Source organism: Streptomyces sp. SID486, assembly GCF_009865385.1.
In the GTDB taxonomy this organism is placed as follows: domain Bacteria; phylum Actinomycetota; class Actinomycetes; order Streptomycetales; family Streptomycetaceae; genus Streptomyces.
Map to the genome: position 1 here is coordinate 1 of NZ_WWJT01000317.1, position 19092 is coordinate 19092.

Annotated in this window: 18 protein-coding genes; 2 read left to right on the plus strand and 16 right to left on the minus strand. The window is 71.2% G+C overall.

Going from position 1 to position 19092, the window contains the following annotated elements; all coding sequences use genetic code 11:
- Positions 1 to 138: 138 nt before the first annotated feature.
- The 13 genes from metK to pyrR all read right to left on the minus strand — a co-directional run bounded on the left by metK (position 139) and on the right by pyrR (position 14474).
- Positions 139 to 1347, minus strand: a complete 1209-nt coding sequence (gene metK, locus GT045_RS14655; protein WP_161298021.1) for a methionine adenosyltransferase — start codon at positions 1345 to 1347, stop codon at positions 139 to 141.
- Between the two features lie 248 nt (positions 1348 to 1595).
- Entirely contained in the window at positions 1596 to 2798 is a 1203-nt protein-coding gene (gene coaBC / locus GT045_RS14660) for a bifunctional phosphopantothenoylcysteine decarboxylase/phosphopantothenate--cysteine ligase CoaBC (RefSeq protein WP_161298020.1), read from the minus strand.
- A gap of 114 nt (positions 2799 to 2912) precedes the next feature.
- Complete coding sequence (gene rpoZ, locus GT045_RS14665) at positions 2913 to 3185, minus strand: DNA-directed RNA polymerase subunit omega (RefSeq protein ID WP_005319902.1); 273 nt, start codon at positions 3183 to 3185, stop codon at positions 2913 to 2915.
- Between the two features lie 53 nt (positions 3186 to 3238).
- On the minus strand, positions 3239 to 3832 hold the full coding sequence (gene gmk / locus GT045_RS14670) for a guanylate kinase (RefSeq protein WP_161298019.1): 594 nt from the start codon (positions 3830 to 3832) through the stop codon (positions 3239 to 3241).
- Positions 3833 to 3892: 60 nt separating this feature from the next.
- Positions 3893 to 4216 (minus strand): integration host factor, encoded by a 324-nt coding sequence (locus tag GT045_RS14675; RefSeq protein WP_003977346.1) that lies wholly within the window; start codon positions 4214 to 4216, stop codon positions 3893 to 3895.
- Between the two features lie 299 nt (positions 4217 to 4515).
- Positions 4516 to 5361 carry an orotidine-5'-phosphate decarboxylase gene (gene pyrF / locus GT045_RS14680; RefSeq protein WP_161333166.1) on the minus strand — a complete coding sequence of 282 codons (846 nt, stop codon included), beginning with the start codon at positions 5359 to 5361 and terminating at the stop codon, positions 4516 to 4518.
- Positions 5358 to 6464, minus strand: a complete 1107-nt coding sequence (locus GT045_RS14685) for a quinone-dependent dihydroorotate dehydrogenase (protein WP_161298017.1) — start codon at positions 6462 to 6464, stop codon at positions 5358 to 5360. Before GT045_RS14685 ends, pyrF begins: the two co-directional genes overlap by 4 nt.
- A 51-nt stretch (positions 6465 to 6515) precedes the next feature.
- Complete coding sequence (carB, locus tag GT045_RS14690) at positions 6516 to 9824, minus strand: carbamoyl-phosphate synthase large subunit (protein ID WP_161333165.1); 3309 nt, start codon at positions 9822 to 9824, stop codon at positions 6516 to 6518.
- Positions 9817 to 10959 (minus strand): glutamine-hydrolyzing carbamoyl-phosphate synthase small subunit, encoded by a 1143-nt coding sequence (carA, locus tag GT045_RS14695; protein WP_161333164.1) that lies wholly within the window; start codon positions 10957 to 10959, stop codon positions 9817 to 9819. The genes carB and carA overlap by 8 nt, the downstream gene beginning before the upstream one ends.
- Positions 10956 to 11516 (minus strand): hypothetical protein, encoded by a 561-nt coding sequence (locus GT045_RS14700; RefSeq protein ID WP_161298014.1) that lies wholly within the window; start codon positions 11514 to 11516, stop codon positions 10956 to 10958. Before GT045_RS14700 ends, carA begins: the two co-directional genes overlap by 4 nt.
- Positions 11513 to 12799, minus strand: coding sequence for a dihydroorotase (locus tag GT045_RS14705; protein ID WP_161298013.1), 1287 nt, complete (start codon positions 12797 to 12799; stop codon positions 11513 to 11515). Before GT045_RS14705 ends, GT045_RS14700 begins: the two co-directional genes overlap by 4 nt.
- A 7-nt stretch (positions 12800 to 12806) precedes the next feature.
- Positions 12807 to 13784 (minus strand): aspartate carbamoyltransferase catalytic subunit, encoded by a 978-nt coding sequence (locus tag GT045_RS14710; RefSeq protein ID WP_161298012.1) that lies wholly within the window; start codon positions 13782 to 13784, stop codon positions 12807 to 12809.
- 90 nt (positions 13785 to 13874) lie between these two features.
- Positions 13875 to 14474, minus strand: a complete 600-nt coding sequence (pyrR, locus tag GT045_RS14715) for a bifunctional pyr operon transcriptional regulator/uracil phosphoribosyltransferase PyrR (protein ID WP_161298011.1) — start codon at positions 14472 to 14474, stop codon at positions 13875 to 13877.
- Between the two features lie 263 nt (positions 14475 to 14737).
- Between pyrR and bldD the strand changes: the two genes are divergently transcribed.
- Positions 14738 to 15241, plus strand: a complete 504-nt coding sequence (gene bldD, locus GT045_RS14720) for a transcriptional regulator BldD (protein WP_018570201.1) — start codon at positions 14738 to 14740, stop codon at positions 15239 to 15241.
- A gap of 304 nt (positions 15242 to 15545) precedes the next feature.
- Here the strand turns inward: bldD and nusB are convergent, their stop codons facing one another.
- From nusB to GT045_RS14735, 3 genes are read right to left on the minus strand one after another with little or no spacing between them, the layout of a single operon-like run.
- Entirely contained in the window at positions 15546 to 15974 is a 429-nt protein-coding gene (gene nusB, locus GT045_RS14725; RefSeq protein WP_161298010.1) for a transcription antitermination factor NusB, read from the minus strand.
- A gap of 2 nt (positions 15975 to 15976) precedes the next feature.
- Complete coding sequence (gene efp / locus GT045_RS14730; RefSeq protein WP_037742222.1) at positions 15977 to 16543, minus strand: elongation factor P; 567 nt, start codon at positions 16541 to 16543, stop codon at positions 15977 to 15979.
- 50 nt (positions 16544 to 16593) lie between these two features.
- Complete coding sequence (locus tag GT045_RS14735; protein WP_161298009.1) at positions 16594 to 17700, minus strand: aminopeptidase P family protein; 1107 nt, start codon at positions 17698 to 17700, stop codon at positions 16594 to 16596.
- A 265-nt stretch (positions 17701 to 17965) separates the two neighbouring features.
- On the opposite strand from GT045_RS14735, the gene GT045_RS14740 reads away from it, so the two are divergent.
- Positions 17966 to 18643, plus strand: a complete 678-nt coding sequence (locus GT045_RS14740; protein ID WP_161290717.1) for a DUF3000 domain-containing protein — start codon at positions 17966 to 17968, stop codon at positions 18641 to 18643.
- Positions 18644 to 19092 lie beyond the last annotated feature (449 nt).

Sequence of the window (19092 nt, forward strand, 5' to 3'; positions counted from 1 at the left end):
CCCCGCTCCGGACCACCCGTCTGCGGCCACCCGTCTGCGGCGGCCAGGCCGGTGCCGGTCCCCGGGCCGCCCCGGGTACGCCGAGGCCCGGCCTCCCCGTGGGGCGGCCGGGCCTCGGCGATGCGTGGTGCGGGGGTCCTACATGCCCACGGCGGCGCGCAGGGCGTCCACGCGGTCCGTGCGCTCCCAGGTGAAGTCGGGCAGCTCGCGGCCGAAGTGGCCGTAGGCGGCCGTCTGGGCGTAGATCGGGCGGAGCAGGTCGAGGTCGCGGATGATCGCGGCCGGACGGAGGTCGAAGACCTCGTCGATGGCCTTCTCGATCTTCTCGGCGTCGACCTTGGCGGTGCCGAAGGTCTCCACGAACAGGCCGACCGGCTCGGCCTTGCCGATGGCGTAGGCGACCTGGACCTCGCAGCGGGAGGCCAGGCCCGCCGCCACGACGTTCTTCGCCACCCAGCGCATCGCGTACGCCGCCGAGCGGTCCACCTTGGACGGGTCCTTGCCCGAGAACGCACCGCCGCCGTGGCGGGCCATGCCGCCGTAGGTGTCGATGATGATCTTGCGGCCGGTCAGGCCGGCGTCACCCATCGGGCCGCCGATCTCGAAGCGGCCGGTCGGGTTGACCAGCAGGCGGTAGCCCTCGGTGTCGAGCTTGATGCCCTCGTCCAGGAGCGCCTTCAGCTCCGGCTCCACGACGAACTCGCGGATGTCGGGGGCGAGCAGCGACTCCAGGTCGATGTCGGAGGCGTGCTGGGAGGAGACGACCACCGTGTCGAGGCGGACGGCCTTGTCGCCGTCGTACTCGATGGTGACCTGCGTCTTGCCGTCCGGGCGCAGGTAGGGGATGGTGCCGTTCTTGCGGACCTCGGACAGGCGCTTGGACAGGCGGTGCGCCAGGAAGACCGGCAGCGGCATCAGGGTGGGCGTCTCGTCGGACGCGTACCCGAACATCAGGCCCTGGTCGCCCGCGCCCTGCCGGTCCAGCTCGTCCTCGTCGCCCTCGACCCGCGCCTCGTAGGCCGCGTCCACACCCTGCGCGATGTCCGGGGACTGCGCGCCGATGGACACCGACACGCCGCAGGAGGCGCCGTCGAAGCCCTTCTTGGAGGAGTCGTAGCCGATCTCCAGGATCTTGCCGCGGACGAGGGTCGCGATGTCGGCGTAGGCCTTGGTCGTGACCTCGCCGGCCACGTGGACCAGGCCGGTGGTGATCAGGGTCTCGACCGCGACCCGGGAGGTCGGGTCCTCGCGCAGAAGCGCGTCGAGAATGGTGTCGCTGATCTGGTCAGCGATCTTGTCGGGGTGACCCTCGGTCACGGACTCCGAGGTGAACAGGCGACGGGACACAACGCTCCCTGTGGTTGCAGCGGCTGCTGGCTGATCATTTGCGGAGGACACGGGGCTGCGCCCGGCGTCGACCGTGAACAGTTTATCGGTCGCACTCGTCCGACGGGCCACCGTCTCGCCTCTCGGGAGCGCTGTGACCTGCGGCACGGGCATTCTGCACAATGGCGAGCGGCCTTGGCCAGGGCCGCCACACCCGATTTGAGCCGGTCGCGGCCCGCCGACGGGTTCGCCCGACCGCGTGCCGGACGTCAGCCCAGTCGTCCTACGACGAGGTCCCAGACGGTGTCGGCGAGGGCCTCCTTGGGGCCGTACGGCACCGGTGTCTCGCTGCCGTCGGCGCCCAGCACCACGGCTTCGTTCTCCTCGGAACCAAAGGTCTTGCGCTCGCCCACCTCGTTCACCACGAGCAGGTCGCAGCCCTTGCGGGCGAGCTTGGCGCGGCCGTTGGCGAGGACGTCGTCGGTCTCGGCGGCGAAGCCCACGATCACCTGTCCGGGCCGGGCCCGTTCGGCGGACACCTCCGCGAGGATGTCCGGATTTCGCACCAGGACGATGGGGTCGGGATCCTGGCCGTCCTTCTTCTTGATCTTCCCGGCGGCGTAGGCGGCCGGGCGGAAGTCGGCGACGGCGGCGGCCATGACCACGGCGTCGGCGTCCGCCGCGGCCTTCAGGACGGCCTCGCGCAGCTGCACGGCGGTGCCGGCCCGGACGACGTCGACGCCCGCCGGGTCGGGCAGCGCGGTGTTGGCCGAGACGAGCGTCACACGGGCGCCGCGGGCGGCCGCGGTCCGGGCGAGGGCGTAGCCCTGCTTGCCGGAGGAGCGGTTGCCGAGGAAGCGGACGGGGTCGAGCGGCTCGCGGGTGCCGCCCGCGGAGACGACGACGTGCCGCCCCGCCAGGTCGGGCGTGGTGCCGCCGCGGGCCAGCACGCGGCGGCAGACCTCGAAGATCTCGGTGGGGTCGGGCAGCCGGCCCTTGCCGGTGTCGACACCGGTGAGGCGCCCGACGGCGGGCTCGACGACGACCGCGCCGCGGCGGCGCAGCGTGGCCACGTTCTCCTGGGTGGCCGGGTGCTCCCACATCTCGGTGTGCATCGCCGGGGCGAAGACCACCGGACAGCGGGCGGTGAGGAGCGTGTTGGTCAGCAGGTCGCCGGCGAGGCCGTGGGCGGCCTTGGCGAGGATGTCGGCGGTGGCCGGGGCCACGACCACGAGGTCGGCCTGCTGGCCGATGCGGACGTGCGGGACCTCGTGGACGTCGTCCCAGACGTCGGTGGCGACCGGGTTGCCGGACAGCGCGGACCAGGTGGCGGCGCCGACGAAGTGCAGCGCGGAGGCGGTGGGCACCACGCGGACGTCGTGGCCCGACTCCGTGAACCTTCTCAGCAGCTCACAGGCCTTGTAGGCGGCGATGCCACCGCTGACCCCCAGCACGACCCTCGGCTTGTCCACCGTGTCTCCCCGGACTCGACAACGTACGACGAAAACGTACGACTCCATGACACACCACAGGCCCGGCAGGATGACTGCCGGGCCTGTGGATAAGTCAATCGCGATCTGAAGGTACTACTGCGCCGGGCCCTCGATGGCCTCGGAGGTCAGCAGACCGGCGTTGATCTCCCGCAGGGCGATCGAGAGCGGCTTCTCGTGCACGTGGGTGTCGACGAGCGGACCGACGTACTCGAGGAGGCCCTCACCGAGCTGCGAGTAGTACGCGTTGATCTGGCGGGCACGCTTGGCCGCGTAGATCACGAGGCTGTACTTCGAGTCGGTCGCCTCGAGGAGCTCGTCGATCGGCGGGTTGATGATGCCCTCGGGCGCGGTGATGGAAGAGGACACGCTCTACCTTCCGATGGATGGGTAAGAATCAGACATCGTGATCACGGTCACGATCACACAACGTCCATCAAGGCTAGCAGCTCGCGGGCCACGTCCTCGACGGAGGTGTTGACCAAGGTCGTATCGAACTCCGGCTCGGCCGCCAGCTCGGTCCGCGCCGCCTCCAGGCGGCGCTCGATGACCTCGGGCGACTCGGTCCCCCGGCCGGTCAGCCTGCGCACGAGCTCCTCCCAGGAGGGCGGGGCCAGGAACACCAGCTGGGCGTCGGACATTGACTCCCGGACCTGCCGGGCGCCCTGGAGGTCGATCTCCAGCAGGACGGGCTCACCGTTCTCCAGCCGCTCCAGCACGGCCGCGCGGGGCGTGCCGTAGCGGTTGCCGGCGAACTCGGCCCATTCCAGCAGCTCGCCGTTGGCGATCAGCTTGTCCATCTCCTCGTCGGTGACGAAGAAGTAGTGGACTCCATGCTGCTCACCGGGGCGCGGCTTGCGGGTGGTCGCGGAGACCGAGAGCCAGACGTCGGGGTGTTCCTTGCGCATATGAGCGACGACCGTGCTCTTGCCGACCCCCGAGGGGCCGGAGAGCACGGTCAGCCGCGGACGTGCGTCCGGGGGCTCGGGGGTCGTCCCCCGGAGTGTTACTGCCATGCAGCGATTATTCCAGCAATCCCGGAGTGCCCGGGACTCCCTGTCCGCCCGGAGGCGGACTCAGGAACCGGTGCTGCCGAACTCACGCTCCAGGGAGGCGATCTGGTTGGAACCGAGACCGCGTACGCGGCGGCTCTCGGAGATGCCCAGACGCTCCATGATCTGCTTCGCGCGGACCTTGCCGACGCCCGGCAGGGACTCCAGCAGCGCGGAGACCTTCATCTTGCCGATGACGTCGTTCTCCTGGCCCTGCTTGATGACCTCGTGCAGGGAGGCGCCGGAGTGCTTGAGTCGATTCTTGACCTCGGCCCGCTCCCGGCGAGCCGCGGCGGCCTTTTCGAGCGCGGCTGCGCGCTGTTCAGGGGTAAGGGGCGGAAGAGCCACGCCTACGTCACCTCGGATGTCGAACTGTCGGATACGGACCGGTGAGGAACCTAGTCGCCCCACACCTGGGGAGCTACGAGCAACACGCTGCCCGTTCTCCCCCACTGCCTGAGGGGCGAGGGAGGTGCCCCCACTGCTCGGAGACTAGCGGGCAAGTCCGCCAGAGTCAGCGAGAACAGCGGAAAAGTCCTGGTCAGCCTTGATCAGGCCGGACATAGCAGACATACTGCCCTCGATTTGAGGATGTATTCACACTCCAGCCGGTGTGACGCCGCTCGGCCGGGCACCCGGCTCGCGGCTCAGACCGCCCCGACGGCCGCCCGGATCTCCTGCGCGAACCGCTCGGCCGACCCGCGCAGCGCGCCGACGTCGGGACCGTGACGCAGAACACCCCGGCTGACGTTGGGCACGACGTTGCGCACGGCGGCGCCGAAGACGCCGGGAAGGTCGGCCGGCCGCGCGCCCTGGGCGCCGATGCCGGGGGCCAGGAGCGGGCCGTTGACGTCCAGGTCGTACGAGGACAGGTCGCCGAGGGTGGCGCCGACCACCGCGCCGAAGGAGCCCAGCGGCTCCTCCCCCGCGTTCTCGCCCGCCAGGTGGGCCAGCATGGTCGCGCCGATGTTCCGGCCGTCCCCGCGGACCGCGTGCTGCACCTCGCCGCCCTCCGGGTTGGAGGTCAGCGCCAGCACGAACAGGCCGGTGCCGCTCTCCCGGGCCAGGGCGACGGCCGGGCTGAGCGAGCCGTAGCCGAGGTACGGCGAGACGGTCAGCGCGTCGGAGAACAACGGGGCGTCCGGGTGCAGGAAGGACTCGGCGTAGGCGGCCATGGTCGAGCCGATGTCACCGCGCTTGGCGTCCATCAGGACCAGGGCGCCGGCCGCCCGCGCCTCCTGGACCGACCGCTCCAGCACGGCGAGGCCGCGGGAGCCGAACCGTTCGAAGAAGGCGATCTGCGGCTTCAGGACGGCGACCCGGTCGGCCATGGCCTCGACGACCGTACGGCTGAACCGCTCCAGGCCGGCGACGTCGTCGTCCAGGCCCCACTCGGCGAGCAGCGAGGCGTGCGGGTCGATGCCGACGCACAGCGGGCCGCGCTCGTCCATGGCGCGGCGCAGCCGTGCGCCGAAGGGATCCAGCGGGCTCATGCGGACTTCCTCACGTCGGCGCCGACCGCGTCGGCGAGGGTGGCGTACGGGCTGGTGCGCAGGCGGGCGGCGAGGCCCTTGTGGATCGACCGGCACCAGAAGGGGCCCTCGTAGATGAAGGCGCTGTAGCCCTGGACCAGCGTGGCCCCGGCCAGGATGCGCTGCCAGGCGTCCTCGGCGGTCTCGACGCCGCCGACGCCCACCAGGGTGATCCGGTCGCCCACCCGCGCGTACAGGCGGCGCAGGACCTCCAGGGAGCGCGCCTTGAGCGGGGCGCCGGACAGGCCGCCGGTCTCCTGCACCAGCGCGGGGGCGGACCGCAGGCCGAGGTCCTCGCGCGCGATGGTGGTGTTGGTGGCGATGATGCCGTCCAGGCCCAGCTCCACGGCGAGGTCGGCGACCGCGTCGACGTCCTCGTCGGCGAGGTCGGGGGCGATCTTCACCAGCAGCGGGACCCGGCGGTTCGCCACCGTGCGGTCGGCGGCCTCGCGCACGGCGCCGAGCAGCGGGCGGAGCGCCTCGGTGGCCTGGAGGTTGCGCAGGCCGGGCGTGTTCGGCGAGGAGACGTTGACGACCAGGTAGTCCGCGTAGGGCGCGAGCCGCTCGGCCGACTTCACGTAGTCGCCGACGGCCTCGGCCTCGGGGACGGCCTTGGTCTTGCCGATGTTGACGCCGACGACGGTCCGGAAGACCGGCTCCCGGGTCGCCAGGCGGGCCGCCACGGCGAGCGAGCCGTCGTTGTTGAAGCCCATGCGGTTGATCAGCGCCCGGTCGGCGACGAGCCGGAACAGCCGCTTCCTGGGATTGCCCGGCTGCGGCTCACCGGTGACCGTGCCGATCTCGACGTGGTCGAAGCCGAGCATCGACATCCCGTCGACGGCGACGGCGTTCTTGTCGAAGCCGGCGGCGAGCCCGAACGGGCCGTGCATGCGCAGCCCGAACGCCTCGGTGCGCAGCTCCTTGTGGCGGGGCGCGAGCACGGCCGCGAGGAACGTGCGCAGCACGGGGACGCGCACGGCGAGCCGGATCCAGCGGAAGGCCAGGTGGTGTGCCTTCTCCGGGTCCATGCGGGAGAAGACGAGACGGAAGAAGTTCTGGTACATGGTGTCCTCATGAAGAGGGGGACACCGTTTCCGGTGTCCCCCTCGGGGCTGCTAGTCGCGGGCCGCGGTCAGGTGCTGCGCGTGTTCCTGGAGCGAGCGGACGCCCACGTCGCCGTGGTTGAGGGCGTCGATGCCCTGGACCGCCGCCGCCAGCGCCTGGACGGTCGTCAGGCACGGCACGGAGCGGGCCACCGCCGCCGTGCGGATGTCGTAACCGTCGAGCCGGCCGCCGGTGCCGTACGGGGTGTTGACGATGAGGTCGACCTCGCCGTCGTGGATGAGCTGGACGATGGTCCGCTCGCCGTTCGGGCCGGTGCCCTCGGACTGCTTGCGCACGACCGTGGCGTTGATGCCGTTGCGCTTGAGGACCTCGGCGGTGCCGGAGGTGGCGAGCAGCTCGAAGCCGTGGGCGACCAGCTCGCGCGCCGGGAAGATCATCGAGCGCTTGTCGCGGTTGGCGACCGAGATGAAGGCGCGGCCCTTGGTGGGCAGCGGGCCGTAGGCACCCGCCTGCGACTTGGCGTACGCCGTGCCGAAGACGGAGTCGATGCCCATGACCTCGCCCGTGGAGCGCATCTCCGGGCCGAGCACGGTGTCGACGCCGCGGCCCTGGATGTCGCGGAAGCGCGACCACGGCATCACGGCCTCCTTGACGGAGATCGGCGCGTCCAGCGGCAGCTCGCCGCCGTCGCCGTTCCTCGGCAGCAGACCCTCCGCGCGCAGCTCGGCGATGGTCGCGCCCAGGGAGATCCGGGCGGCGGCCTTGGCGAGCGGCACCGCGGTCGCCTTCGAGGTGAAGGGGACCGTGCGGGAGGCGCGCGGGTTGGCCTCCAGGACGTAGAGGATGTCGCCGGCCATGGCGAACTGGATGTTGATCAGACCGCGCACGCCGACGCCCTTGGCGATGGCCTCGGTGGAGGCGCGCAGCCGCTTGATGTCGAAGCCGCCGAGGGTGATCGGGGGCAGGGCGCACGCCGAGTCGCCGGAGTGGATGCCGGCTTCCTCGATGTGCTCCATCACGCCGCCGAGGTAGAGCTCCTCGCCGTCGTAGAGGGCGTCGACGTCGATCTCGATGGCGTCGTCGAGGAAGCGGTCGACGAGGACCGGCCGGGAGGGGCTGATCTCGGTCGACTCGGCGATGTAGGAGGCGAGGCGGGTCTCGTCGTAGACGATCTCCATGCCGCGTCCGCCGAGCACGTACGACGGGCGCACGAGGACCGGGTAGCCGATCTCGTCGGCGATGGCCTTGGCCCCGGCGAAGGTGGTGGCCGTGCCGTGCTTGGGGGCCGGCAGCCCCGCCTCCGCGAGGACGCGGCCGAAGGCGCCGCGGTCCTCGGCGGCGTGGATGGCCTCCGGGGACGTGCCGACGACCGGCACCCCGTTGTCCTTCAGCGCCTGCGACAGGCCGAGCGGGGTCTGGCCGCCCAGCTGGACGATGACACCGGCGACGGGGCCGGCGAGGGACTCCGCGTGGACGATCTCCAGCACGTCCTCCAGCGTGAGCGGCTCGAAGTACAGCCGGTCGGAGGTGTCGTAGTCGGTGGAGACGGTCTCCGGGTTGCAGTTGACCATCACGGTCTCGTACCCGGCGTCGGACAGCGCGAAGGAGGCGTGGACGCAGGAGTAGTCGAACTCGATGCCCTGGCCGATGCGGTTCGGACCGGACCCCAGGATGATCACCGCGGGCTTCTCGCGGGGCGCGACCTCGGTCTCCTCGTCGTAGGAGGAGTAGAAGTACGGCGTCTTCGCGGCGAACTCGGCGGCGCAGGTGTCGACCGTCTTGTAGACCGGGCGGATGCCGAGGGCGTGCCGGACCTCGCGGACGACGTCCTCGCGCAGGCCGCGGATCTCGGCGACCTGCTGGTCGGAGAAGCCGTGCCGCTTGGCCTCGGCGAGCAGGTCGGCGGTCAGCTCGGGCGCCTCGGCCAGCTCGTCCGCGATCTCCTTGATCAGGAAGAGCTGGTCCACGAACCAGGGGTCGATCTTCGTGTATTCGAAGATCTCCTCGGGGGTGGCGCCCGCGCGGATGGCCTGCATGACGGTGTTGATCCGGCCGTCGGTCGGGCGTACGGCCTCGCGCAGCAGGGCCTCCTTGTCGCCGGGGTCGCCGACGAAGGTGAACTGGCTGCCCTTCTTCTCCAGCGAGCGCAGCGCCTTCTGGAAGGCCTCGGGGAAGTTGCGGCCGATGGCCATGGCCTCGCCGACCGACTTCATGGTGGTGGTCAGCGTGGAGTCGGCCTGCGGGAACTTCTCGAACGCGAACCGCGGGGCCTTGACGACCACGTAGTCGAGCGTGGGCTCGAAGGAGGCCGGGGTCTCCTGCGTGATGTCGTTCGGGATCTCGTCCAGCGTGTAGCCGACGGCCAGCTTGGCGGCGATCTTGGCGATCGGGAAGCCGGTCGCCTTGGAGGCGAGCGCCGAGGAGCGGGAGACGCGCGGGTTCATCTCGATGACGATCACGCGGCCGTCGTCGGGGTTCACGGCGAACTGGATGTTGCAGCCACCGGTGTCGACGCCGACCTCGCGGATGACGGCGATGCCGATGTCCCGCAGGATCTGGTACTCGCGGTCGGTCAGCGTCATCGACGGGGCGACGGTGATGGAGTCACCGGTGTGCACGCCCATGGGGTCGAAGTTCTCGATGGAGCAGACGACCACGACGTTGTCGTTCTTGTCGCGCATCAGCTCCAGCTCGTACTCCTTCCAGCCGAGGATGGACTCCTCCAGGAGCACCTCGGTGGTCGGCGAGAGCGTCAGGCCCTGCCCGGCGATGCGGCGCAGCTCCTCCTCGTCGTGGGCGAAGCCGGAGCCGGCGCCGCCCATGGTGAAGGACGGGCGGACGACGACCGGGTAGCCGCCGAGGGTCTCGACGCCCTTGAGGACGTCGTCCATGGTGTGGCAGATCACCGAGCGGGCGGACTCGCCGTGCCCGGTCTTGCGCCGGACCTCCTCCACGACGTTCTTGAACAGGTCGCGGTCCTCGCCCTTGTGGATCGCCTCGGGCTTGGCGCCGATCAGCTCGACGCCGTACTTGGCCAGGGCGCCGCTGTCGTGCAGCGAGATGGCGGTGTTCAGGGCCGTCTGGCCGCCCAGGGTGGGCAGCAGCGCGTCGGGGCGCTCCTTGGCGATGATCTTCTCGACGAACTCGGGGGTGATCGGCTCGACGTAGGTGGCGTCGGCGATCTCCGGGTCGGTCATGATCGTCGCCGGGTTGGAGTTGACCAGGATGACGCGCAGGCCCTCGGCCTTGAGCACGCGGCACGCCTGGGTGCCGGAGTAGTCGAACTCGGCGGCCTGGCCGATGACGATCGGGCCGGAGCCGATGACCAGGACGGACTGGATATCGGTGCGCTTAGGCACGCTGGCCCTCCATCAGGGAAACGAAGCGGTCGAACAGGTAGGCGGCGTCGTGCGGGCCCGCTGCCGCTTCGGGGTGGTACTGGACGGAGAAGGCCGGCTGGTCGAGCAGCTGGAGCCCCTCCACGACGTCGTCGTTCAGGCAGACGTGCGAGACCTCGGCGCGGCCGAACCTCGTCTCGCTGACCTTGTCGAGCGGCGCGTCCACGGCGAAGCCGTGGTTGTGCGCGGTGACCTCGACCTTGCCGGTCGTACGGTCCTGGACCGGCTGGTTGATGCCCCGGTGGCCGTACTTCAGCTTGTAGGTGCCGAAGCCGAGGGCGCGGCCGAGGATCTGGTTGCCGAAGCAGATGCCGAACAGCGGCGTCCGGCGCTCCAGGACGGCGGTCATCAGGGCCACCGGGCCGTCGGCCGTCGCGGGGTCGCCGGGGCCGTTGGAGAAGAACACCCCGTCGGGCTCGACGGCGTAGATCTCCTCGGCGGTGGCGGTGGCCGGCAGCACGTGCACCTCGATGCCGCGCTCGGCCATGCGGTGCGGGGTCATGCCCTTGATGCCGAGGTCGACGGCGGCGACGGTGAACTTCTTCTGGCCGACCGCGGGGACGACGTACGCCTCCTTGGTGGCGACCTCCTCGTAGAGGCTCGCGCCCTTCATGTGCGGCTGGGCCTGTACGCGCTCCAGCAGCTCGGCGTCGGCCGCGAGTGCCTCGCCGGAGAAGACGCCGGCGCGCATCGAGCCGCGCTCGCGCAGGTGGCGGGTGAGGGCGCGGGTGTCGATGCCGGAGATGCCGACGACGCCCTGCCGCTCCAGCTCGTCGTCCAGGGAGCGCCTGGAGCGCCAGTTGGACGGCACGCGCGCGGGGTCGCGCACGACGTAGCCGGAGACCCAGATGCGGCCCGACTCGTCGTCCTCGTCGTTCCAGCCGGTGTTGCCGATCTGGGGGGCGGTCGCGACGACGATCTGGCGGTCGTACGACGGGTCGGTGAGGGTCTCCTGGTAGCCGGTCATGCCGGTGGAGAACACGGCCTCGCCGAAGGTCTCCCCCACGGCCCCGTAGGCGCGACCGCGGAAGATGCGGCCGTCCTCCAGGACGAGTACGGCGGGAGCCTTCGCGGCTCCCCTGGTGGAGGTCGTCATCGCGCGCCTTCCGTGTCGTTGGTCATCTGGTTCAGGGTGTCGACCCAGTCGGCGTGCTCGGCCGCGTGGTCGGAGCGGAAGCCGGAGTCGATCAGTTTGTCGCCCAGCGCCCAGGTCACCACCAGCAGTCCGCCCTCGGTGAGGACCTTGCCGGCGATGCCCTTGTCCAGCCGGGCGCCGCGCAGTGCGGCCGTGGGGACGAAGAAGTCGGTGGCGCCGGGGCGCTCGACGAGGAGCCCCGCGTCGGTCAGGGTGAGCCGGGCCCGGCTGCGGGTGCCCAGGCCGTGGGCCACGATCCGGTCCAGCCACTGCCCGGCGGTGGTGGAGCCGTGGTAGCGGCCGCTCATGCCCAGTTTCACCGGGCCGGTCTCCTCCGGCGCGGTGGGCAGCGCCGGGAGGTCACCCTGAAGGGTGCCGCGCCACTTCCAGCCCTCGCGCATCAGCCAGTAGACGAGCGCGATGAACAGGGCCAGTCCGACGAGCCAGCCGATGCGGCCGCCCCAGTCGGTGACCTCGGCGGACTTCCGTGCCTCGGCCAGCAGGATTACAGGTGTCACGTGAGCTTCCCGTCGACGAGCGTGGCCTTGCCCCGCAGCCACGTGTGCGTCACACGGCCCGGCAGCTCACGTCCCTGGTAGGGGGTGTTGCGGCTGCGTGAGGCGAAGCCCGCGGGGTCCACCAGGCCACGGTATTCCGTGTCGACGAGGGTGAGGTTGGCGGGCTCACCAGCCGAGACGGGACGGCCGTGCCGGGTGGCCTGTCCGATCTGCGCGGGCTTGACGGACATGCGGTCGGCGACGCCGGCCCAGTCCAGCAGACCCGTGTCGACCATGGTCTCCTGGACCACCGACAACGCGGTCTCCAGGCCCACCATGCCCATGGCGGCGGCGGCCCACTCGCAGTCCTTGTCCTCGTGCGGGTGCGGGGCGTGGTCGGTGGCGACGATGTCGATCGTGCCGTCGGCGAGCGCCTCGCGCAGGGCCATGACGTCGCGCTCGGTGCGCAGCGGCGGGTTGACCTTGTAGACGGGGTCGTAGGTGCGCACCAGCTCGTCGGTGAGGAGCAGGTGGTGCGGGGTGACCTCGGCGGTGACCTGGATGCCCCGGGACTTGGCCCAGCGGACGATCTCCACGGAGCCGGCCGTCGACAGGTGGCAGATGTGGACGCGGGAGCCGACGTGCTCGGCGAGCAGCACGTCGCGCGCGATGACCGACTCCTCGGCGACGGCCGGCCAGCCGCCCAGGCCCAGTTCGGCGGAGACGACGCCCTCGTTCATCTGGGCGCCCTCGGTCAGCCGGGGCTCCTGGGCGTGCTGGGCGACGACGCCGCCGAACGCCTTCACGTACTCCAGCGCGCGGCGCATGATCACGGCGTCGTCGACGCACTTGCCGTCGTCGGAGAAGACGGTGACACCGGCGGCGGACTCGTGCATCGCGCCCAGCTCGGCGAGCTTGCGTCCCTCCAGGCCGACGGTGACGGCGCCGATGGGCTGCACGTCGCAGTAGCCGTGCTCCTGGCCGAGCCGCCAGACCTGCTCGACCACGCCGGCGGTGTCGGCGACGGGGAAGGTGTTGGCCATGGCGAAGACGGCCGTGTAGCCGCCGCTCGCCGCAGCGCGGGTGCCGGTGAGGACGGTCTCGGAGTCCTCGCGGCCCGGCTCGCGCAGGTGGGTGTGCAGGTCGACCAGGCCCGGCAGCAGCACCTTGCCGCCGGCCTCGACGACCTCGGCACCCTCGGCGGACAGCCCGGCACCGGTCCCGGCGATGGTCTCCCCGTCGATCAGCACGTCCTGCGGCGCGCCGCCGAGCACCTTCGCACCACGGATCAAGATCTTGCTCATGGGTTTTCTACTTCTCCTCGGTACGGGCGGGGGTGACGGCGGGCTCGTTGCCGCCGAGCAGCAGGTAGAGGACGGCCATCCGGATGGAGACGCCGTTGGCGACCTGCTCGACGGCGGTGCAGCGGCCGGAGTCGGCGACCTCGGCGGTGATCTCCATGCCGCGGACCATGGGGCCGGGGTGCATCACGATGGCGTGCTCGGGCAGCCGGGCCATGCGGTCGCCGTCCAGGCCGTAGCGGCGGGAGTACTCGCGCTCGGTCGGGAAGAAGGCCGCGTTCATGCGCTCGCGCTGGACGCGGAGCATCATCACGGCGTCGCTCTTGGGCAGCGTGCTGTCGAGGTCGTACGACACCTCGCAGGGCCACTTCTCGACGCCGACCGGGACGAGGGTGGGCGGGGCGACCAGGGTGACCTCGGCGCCGAGGGTGTGCAGCAGGTCGACGTTGGAGCGGGCGACCCGGCTGTGCAGGACGTCGCCGACGACGGTGATCCGCCTGCCGGACAGGTCCTGGCCGAGCCCGGCGTCGCGGCCGATCAGCCGGCGGCGCATGGTGAAGGCGTCCAGCAGGGCCTGGGTGGGGTGCTGGTGCGTGCCGTCGCCGGCGTTGATGACGGCGGCGTCGATCCAGCCGGAGTTGGCGAGCCGGTACGGGGCCCCGGAGGCGCCGTGCCGGATGACCACGGCGTCGACGCCCATGGCCTCCAGGGTCTGCGCGGTGTCCTTGAGGGACTCGCCCTTGGACACCGAGGATCCCTTGGCGGTGAAGTTGATGACGTCCGCGGACAGCCGCTTCTCGGCGGCCTCGAACGAGATCCGCGTGCGCGTGGAGTCCTCGAAGAAGAGGTTGACGATCGTCCGGCCGCGCAGGGTCGGCAGCTTCTTGATCGGCCGGTCGGCGACCCGGGCCATCTCCTCGGCGGTGTCGAGGATCAGGACGGCGTCGTCGCGGGTGAGATCGGCGGCCGAGATGAGATGACGCTGCATCTGTCAGGCTCCGTAAGGCAGTTCATTCGGGAGAATTACGACATACCGGGCATCGGTCGGCACGCCGGGGGCGGCCGGGTGCCCGGCTCGCTAGTGACCGGCCGGCTTCGCACCGAGGAGCACGGTGTCGCGACCGTCCTCCTCGGCGAGCTGCACCTTGACCGTCTCCCGCAACGACGTGGGGAGGTTCTTGCCGACGTAGTCGGCGCGGATGGGCAGTTCACGGTGGCCCCGGTCGACCAGGACCGCGAGCTGCACCGCGCGCGGGCGCCCGATGTCGTTCAGCGCGTCGAGGGCGGCACGGATGGTGCGCCCGGAGAAGAGCACGTCGTCGACGAGGACGACCAGCCGGCCGTCGATGCCGTCACCGGGGATCTCGGTACGGGCCAGCGCACGCGGCGGGTGCATGCGCAGGTCGTCGCGGTACATCGTGATGTCGAGCGAGCCGACGGGGACCGTGCGGTCGGTGATCTGCGCCAGCTTGGCGGCGAGCCGCTGGGCGAGGAAGACGCCCCGGGTCGGAATGCCGAGGAGCACCACGTCGTCGGCGCCCTTGGCGCGCTCGACGATCTCGTGGGCGATGCGGGTCAGCACCCGCGCGATGTCGGGACCTTCGAGAACGGGCCGGGCATCGGACGCCTGAGGATGCGCGTGCAGGTCCTGCCTGCCGTGCCTGTCGTGCTTGTCCATACGAAACGGACCCCCTTCTCCGCCTCACGGGACGGATCTTAAAGGACGTCGGATTTGCGCCATCCACGGTAGCAGGTCGCGCACCGCCTCCCGGCCTCCCCCCTGTCACCCGCTTGGCCTAGTGGACGGCCACTACCACGGAAGAGTCGGTGTGGACCATTCGGCTTGACGCATGAGAGTCACGCTGCGTAACCTCACAGTGAGTTACCAGCCGCGCGGCGGGAAGACAGCCGGCCGCGTCGACACAGTGTCCGGGGAGCCATATGTCCAGCGAATACGCCAAACAGCTCGGGGCCAAGCTCCGGGCCATCCGCACCCAGCAGGGCCTTTCCCTCCACGGTGTCGAGGAGAAGTCCCAGGGGCGCTGGAAGGCCGTGGTGGTCGGTTCGTACGAGCGCGGCGACCGCGCCGTGACCGTCCAGCGTCTTGCCGAGTTGGCCGATTTCTATGGCGTCCCGGTCCAGGAACTCCTGCCGGGCACCACGCCGGGCGGGGCCGCCGAGCCGCCGCCGAAGCTGGTCCTGGACCTGGAGCGGCTGGCCACCGTGCCGGCCGAGAAGGCGGGCCCGCTGCAGCGCTACGCGGCGACGATCCAGTCCCAGCGCGGCGACTACAACGGCAAGGTGCTGTCGATCCGCCAGGACGACCTGCGCACACTCGCCGTCATCTACGACCAGTCCCCCTCGGTCCTCACCGAGCAGCTGATCAGCTGGGGCGTGCTGGACGCGGACGCGCGCCGCGCGGTGGCCTCGCACGAAGAGGCGTAGCCCCCTCCCAGGACTCAGCAGAAACGTGCCGCCGGGGTGGCCGGACCTTCATGGTCCGGCCACCCCGGCGGCGTTCTGCGACGAGGCCGCGCCCGCCCGGCACCGGCGTCGGCACGCGCGGCCGGGCCTCGGACGCCGGTGACGAGGCCGGGGTCCGCCTGGGGCGGACGTGCGCCATGGGCGGACGCGCCCGGCACCGCAGCGCGGACATGCCTGAGGGGCGCGGGGAACTGCGCGACGCGCCACGGGAGACCCGCAGCCGCCGTACGGCAGTCCTCTGCGCCCCTCTGGGCGGGCTGTGCGGCTACGCGCGCCGCAGCGTCGGCTTCAGCTCCTTCAGCCGGCCCAGCAGGCCGTTGACGAAGGCGGGCGACTCGTCCGTCGAGAACTCCTTCGCCAGCTGCACCATCTCGTCCAGGACGACGGCGTCCGGGGTCTCGTCGACCCAGATCAGCTCGTACGCGCCCAGCCGCAGGATGTTGCGGTCGACGACCGGCATGCGGTCCAGCGTCCAGCCCACGGCGTACTGGGCGATCAGCTCGTCGATCCGCGTCGCGTGCTCCGCGTAGCCCTCGACCAGTTGCATCGTGTACTCGCTGACCGGCGGCTGCCGGGTGTCGGACCGGGACAGCCGGACCCAGTCCGCGAGGACCGTCAGGACGTCGGCGCCGCGCTGATCGCCCTCGAAGAGGATCTGGAAAGCGCGCTTGCGGGCCGTGTTGCGGGCAGCCACGGTTAGCTGTTCACCCGGCCGAGGTAGTCGCTGGTGCGGGTGTCGACCTTGATCTTCTCACCGGTGGTGATGAAGAGCGGGACCTGGATCTGGTGGCCGGTCTCCAGGGTGGCGGGCTTGGTACCACCGGTGGAGCGGTCGCCCTGGACACCCGGCTCGGTCTCCTGGACGACCAGCTCGACGGCGGCCGGCAGCTCGACGAAGAGCACCTCGCCCTCGTGCTGGGCCACGGTGGCCGTGAAGCCCTCGATGAGGAAGTTGGCGGCGTCGCCGACGGCCTTGCGGTCGACCATCAGCTGGTCGTACGTCTCCATGTCCATGAAGACGAAGTACTCGCCGTCCATGTACGAGAACTGCATGTCGCGCTTGTCGACAGTGGCCGTCTCGACCTTGACACCGGCGTTGAAGGTCTTGTCGACCACCTTGCCGGAGAGCACGTTCTTCAGCTTGGTGCGCACGAAGGCCGGGCCCTTGCCAGGCTTGACGTGCTGGAACTCGACGACGGACCAGAGCTGGCCGCCTTCGAGCTTGAGCACCAATCCGTTCTTGAGGTCGTTCGTGGAAGCCACGGTTGCGGAATCTCCTGGACTGACGTGGACGACCACGGGGGCACGCACTCCTACAGCGCGAGCAGCTCCTTGGTCGTGATGGTGAGTAGCTCGGGTCCGCCGTCCGCCTCGGGGCGCACGACGAGCGTGTCATCGATCCGGACACCGCCCCGGCCCGGGAGGTGGACCCCCGGTTCGACGGTGACCGGCACGCAAGCGTCCAGTTTACCCATGGCCGCGGGCGCCAACTGCGGGTCCTCGTCGATTTCGAGTCCGACCCCGTGTCCGATCAGCGGTGGCAGGGCCTCCGCATAGCCCGCGGTGTCCAGTACCTGCCGTGCCGCGCGGTCCACGTCGCGGTAGGCGGCGCCGGGTGCGAGGAACTCCCGTCCGGCCCGCTGAGCGGCGAAGACGAGGTCGTACAGCTCGATCTGCCAGTCGGCCGGCGAGGTGCCGATGACGAACGTACGGCCGATCTCGCAGCGGTAGCCGCGGTAGGTGGCGCCGAGGCAGACGGAGAGGAAGTCCCCCTCCTCCACGCGCCGGTCGGTGGGCCGGTGCCCCCGGCGGCCGGCGTGCGGGCCGGTGGCCACGGAGGTGGGGAACGCCGGGCCGTCGGCGCCGTGGTCCACCAGGCGCCGCTCCAGCTCCAGCGCGAGGTGCCGTTCGGTGCGGCCGACCAGGATGGACTCCAGCAGTTCGCCGAGGGCCTGGTCGGCGATCTCGGCGCCGATGCGGATGCAGGAGATCTCCTCCTCGTCCTTGACCACCCGCAGCTGCTCGACGGCGCCGCCGATGTCGGTGAGGCGGAGCCCGGGGGCGACCGAGGCGAGGGCTCTGTGCCGGGCCACGGTGAGGTGGTGCTCCTCGACCGCCAGGGAGTCGGCTCCCTGGGCCGCGGCGAGGCCGGCCGCCGCGACCGAGGCGTCACCGCCGTTCGCGGCGAGGACGTGCAGGCGCACGTGCTCGTCCGGCCTGCCTTCGTAGGGACGGTCCTCCGGCGGGCCGGCGCACACCAGGAGGTCCTCGCTCCGGCCGAGCAGCAGGACGGCTCCCTGCGGGGCTGCGGCGGCGAGGTAGCGGACGTTGGCCGGGCGGGTGACGAGCGCTGCCGCGGTGCCGGCCGCGTTGACGTGGTCCCGCAGCCGGGATCGGCGGTTCGCGTACACCTCTGACATGAGATGAGCGTAGGAGTTCTGGGCGATTTGTGCCGATTGAGAGGGCCGAGTGGGGTTCCGCGGGGTGCTGACGCATACGCCGGGGGTGCTGAGGGGTGCGCTGCGGGGCGCTGAGGCATACGCCGCAGGGTGTCGGGACGGCGCGGGGCGGGGGTCCACCGGGTCCGCGCGGTAGGGTCGGCCGCCCGCCGCACACGTCAGCCGCGTGCGGTGTAGCGGGTGTCTTGCCCTGCACGAGGGCCCGCTTCCCCTTACTCTTCCCCGCATGGCTGCGGCTCACGGACGAATGTCGGACAGCGCTGATGGAATGGGCGACGTGAAGGACACCGAAGATGCGGACCGGCGCTCTGGCAAGCCTGGGCCGCCGGCCTTCCTGGCCGCGGTGGAAGCCCTGCGCAGCAGCCGGCTGCGGCCGCAGGTCGAGGTGGAGCCGACGCCCGCCCCGCAGCGGCTCGCCCCGTACGCGTACGCGCTGGAGGCGGTGGTGGTCGACGGCGAGCAGGAGCTGGCCGACGGCCGGCTGGTGCTGCTGCACGACCCGGCCGGGCACGAGGCGTGGCGGGGCACGTTCCGGCTGGTGACGCTGGTGCGTGCCGAGCTGGAGCCGGAGATGGCCGCCGATCCGCTGCTGCCGGAGGTGTGCTGGTCGTGGCTGACCGGGGCGCTGCAGGCGCGCGGTCTCGGCTACGGCGAGCCCAGCGGCACGATCACCCGGGCCGGCTCGCACTACTTCGGCGGGCTGGCCGAGCGGCCGGCCGCCTCGCAGATCGAGATCCGGGCGTCGTGGACACCCCGCGAGGGACTGGGCGGGGTGCCGGACACCGCCGCCCACCTGCTCTCCTGGTGCGATCTGCTGGCGCAGGTCGCGGGCCTGCCGCCGGCCGGTCCGGGGGACGCGTCGGTGGTGACCCTGCCGCAGCGCAGGGGCCCGCAGTCACCCTGAGCCCTTCCTAGCCCCCCGAGGCCCCAGCCTCGCCGGGCCCGCCGAGCCTCGCCGGGCCCACCGAGCCTCGCTCCCTCCCGAGTCTCGCCCCCCAGCCTCGCCGGGCCCACCGAGCCTCGCTCCCTCCCGTGTCTCGCCCCCCGAGCCTCGCCGGGCCCGCCGAGCCTCGCTCCCTCCCGAGTCTCGCCCCCAGCCTCGCCGGGCCCGCCGAGCCTCGCCCCTCCCGAGCCTCGCCCCTCCCGAGCCCCGCCGGATGATCATCGCGGACGCCTTGTTGACCATCTCTTTGTCGATACGGCCACTTTCCGTACTCGAATCGCACTCGCCCGAACCGACTCGATCTTCGGATGATCGATCGCGTGTCCGAATTGCACAGATTGTTACTCACTAGATCGTGATCATTCTCTAAAGGCGGACGAGTTTGCTGCCGAAGACGACTGTGACCTTGA

Excerpts from the sequence above, each read along its gene's own strand:
- gmk (WP_161298019.1), bottom strand. The coding sequence starts at position 3,832 with ATGGCAGTAACACTCCGGGGGACGACCCCCGAGCCCCCGGACGCACGT.
- pyrF (WP_161333166.1), bottom strand. The coding sequence starts at position 5,361 with ATGAGCCCGCTGGATCCCTTCGGCGCACGGCTGCGCCGCGCCATGGAC.
- GT045_RS14685 (WP_161298017.1), bottom strand. The coding sequence starts at position 6,464 with ATGTACCAGAACTTCTTCCGTCTCGTCTTCTCCCGCATGGACCCGGAG.
- carA (WP_161333164.1), bottom strand. The coding sequence starts at position 10,959 with ATGACGACCTCCACCAGGGGAGCCGCGAAGGCTCCCGCCGTACTCGTC.
- GT045_RS14705 (WP_161298013.1), bottom strand. The coding sequence starts at position 12,799 with ATGAGCAAGATCTTGATCCGTGGTGCGAAGGTGCTCGGCGGCGCGCCG.
- GT045_RS14710 (WP_161298012.1), bottom strand. The coding sequence starts at position 13,784 with ATGCAGCGTCATCTCATCTCGGCCGCCGATCTCACCCGCGACGACGCC.
- pyrR (WP_161298011.1), bottom strand. The coding sequence starts at position 14,474 with ATGGACAAGCACGACAGGCACGGCAGGCAGGACCTGCACGCGCATCCT.
- bldD (WP_018570201.1), top strand. The coding sequence starts at position 14,738 with ATGTCCAGCGAATACGCCAAACAGCTCGGGGCCAAGCTCCGGGCCATC.
- GT045_RS14735 (WP_161298009.1), bottom strand. The coding sequence starts at position 17,700 with ATGTCAGAGGTGTACGCGAACCGCCGATCCCGGCTGCGGGACCACGTC.
- GT045_RS14740 (WP_161290717.1), top strand. The coding sequence starts at position 17,966 with ATGGCTGCGGCTCACGGACGAATGTCGGACAGCGCTGATGGAATGGGC.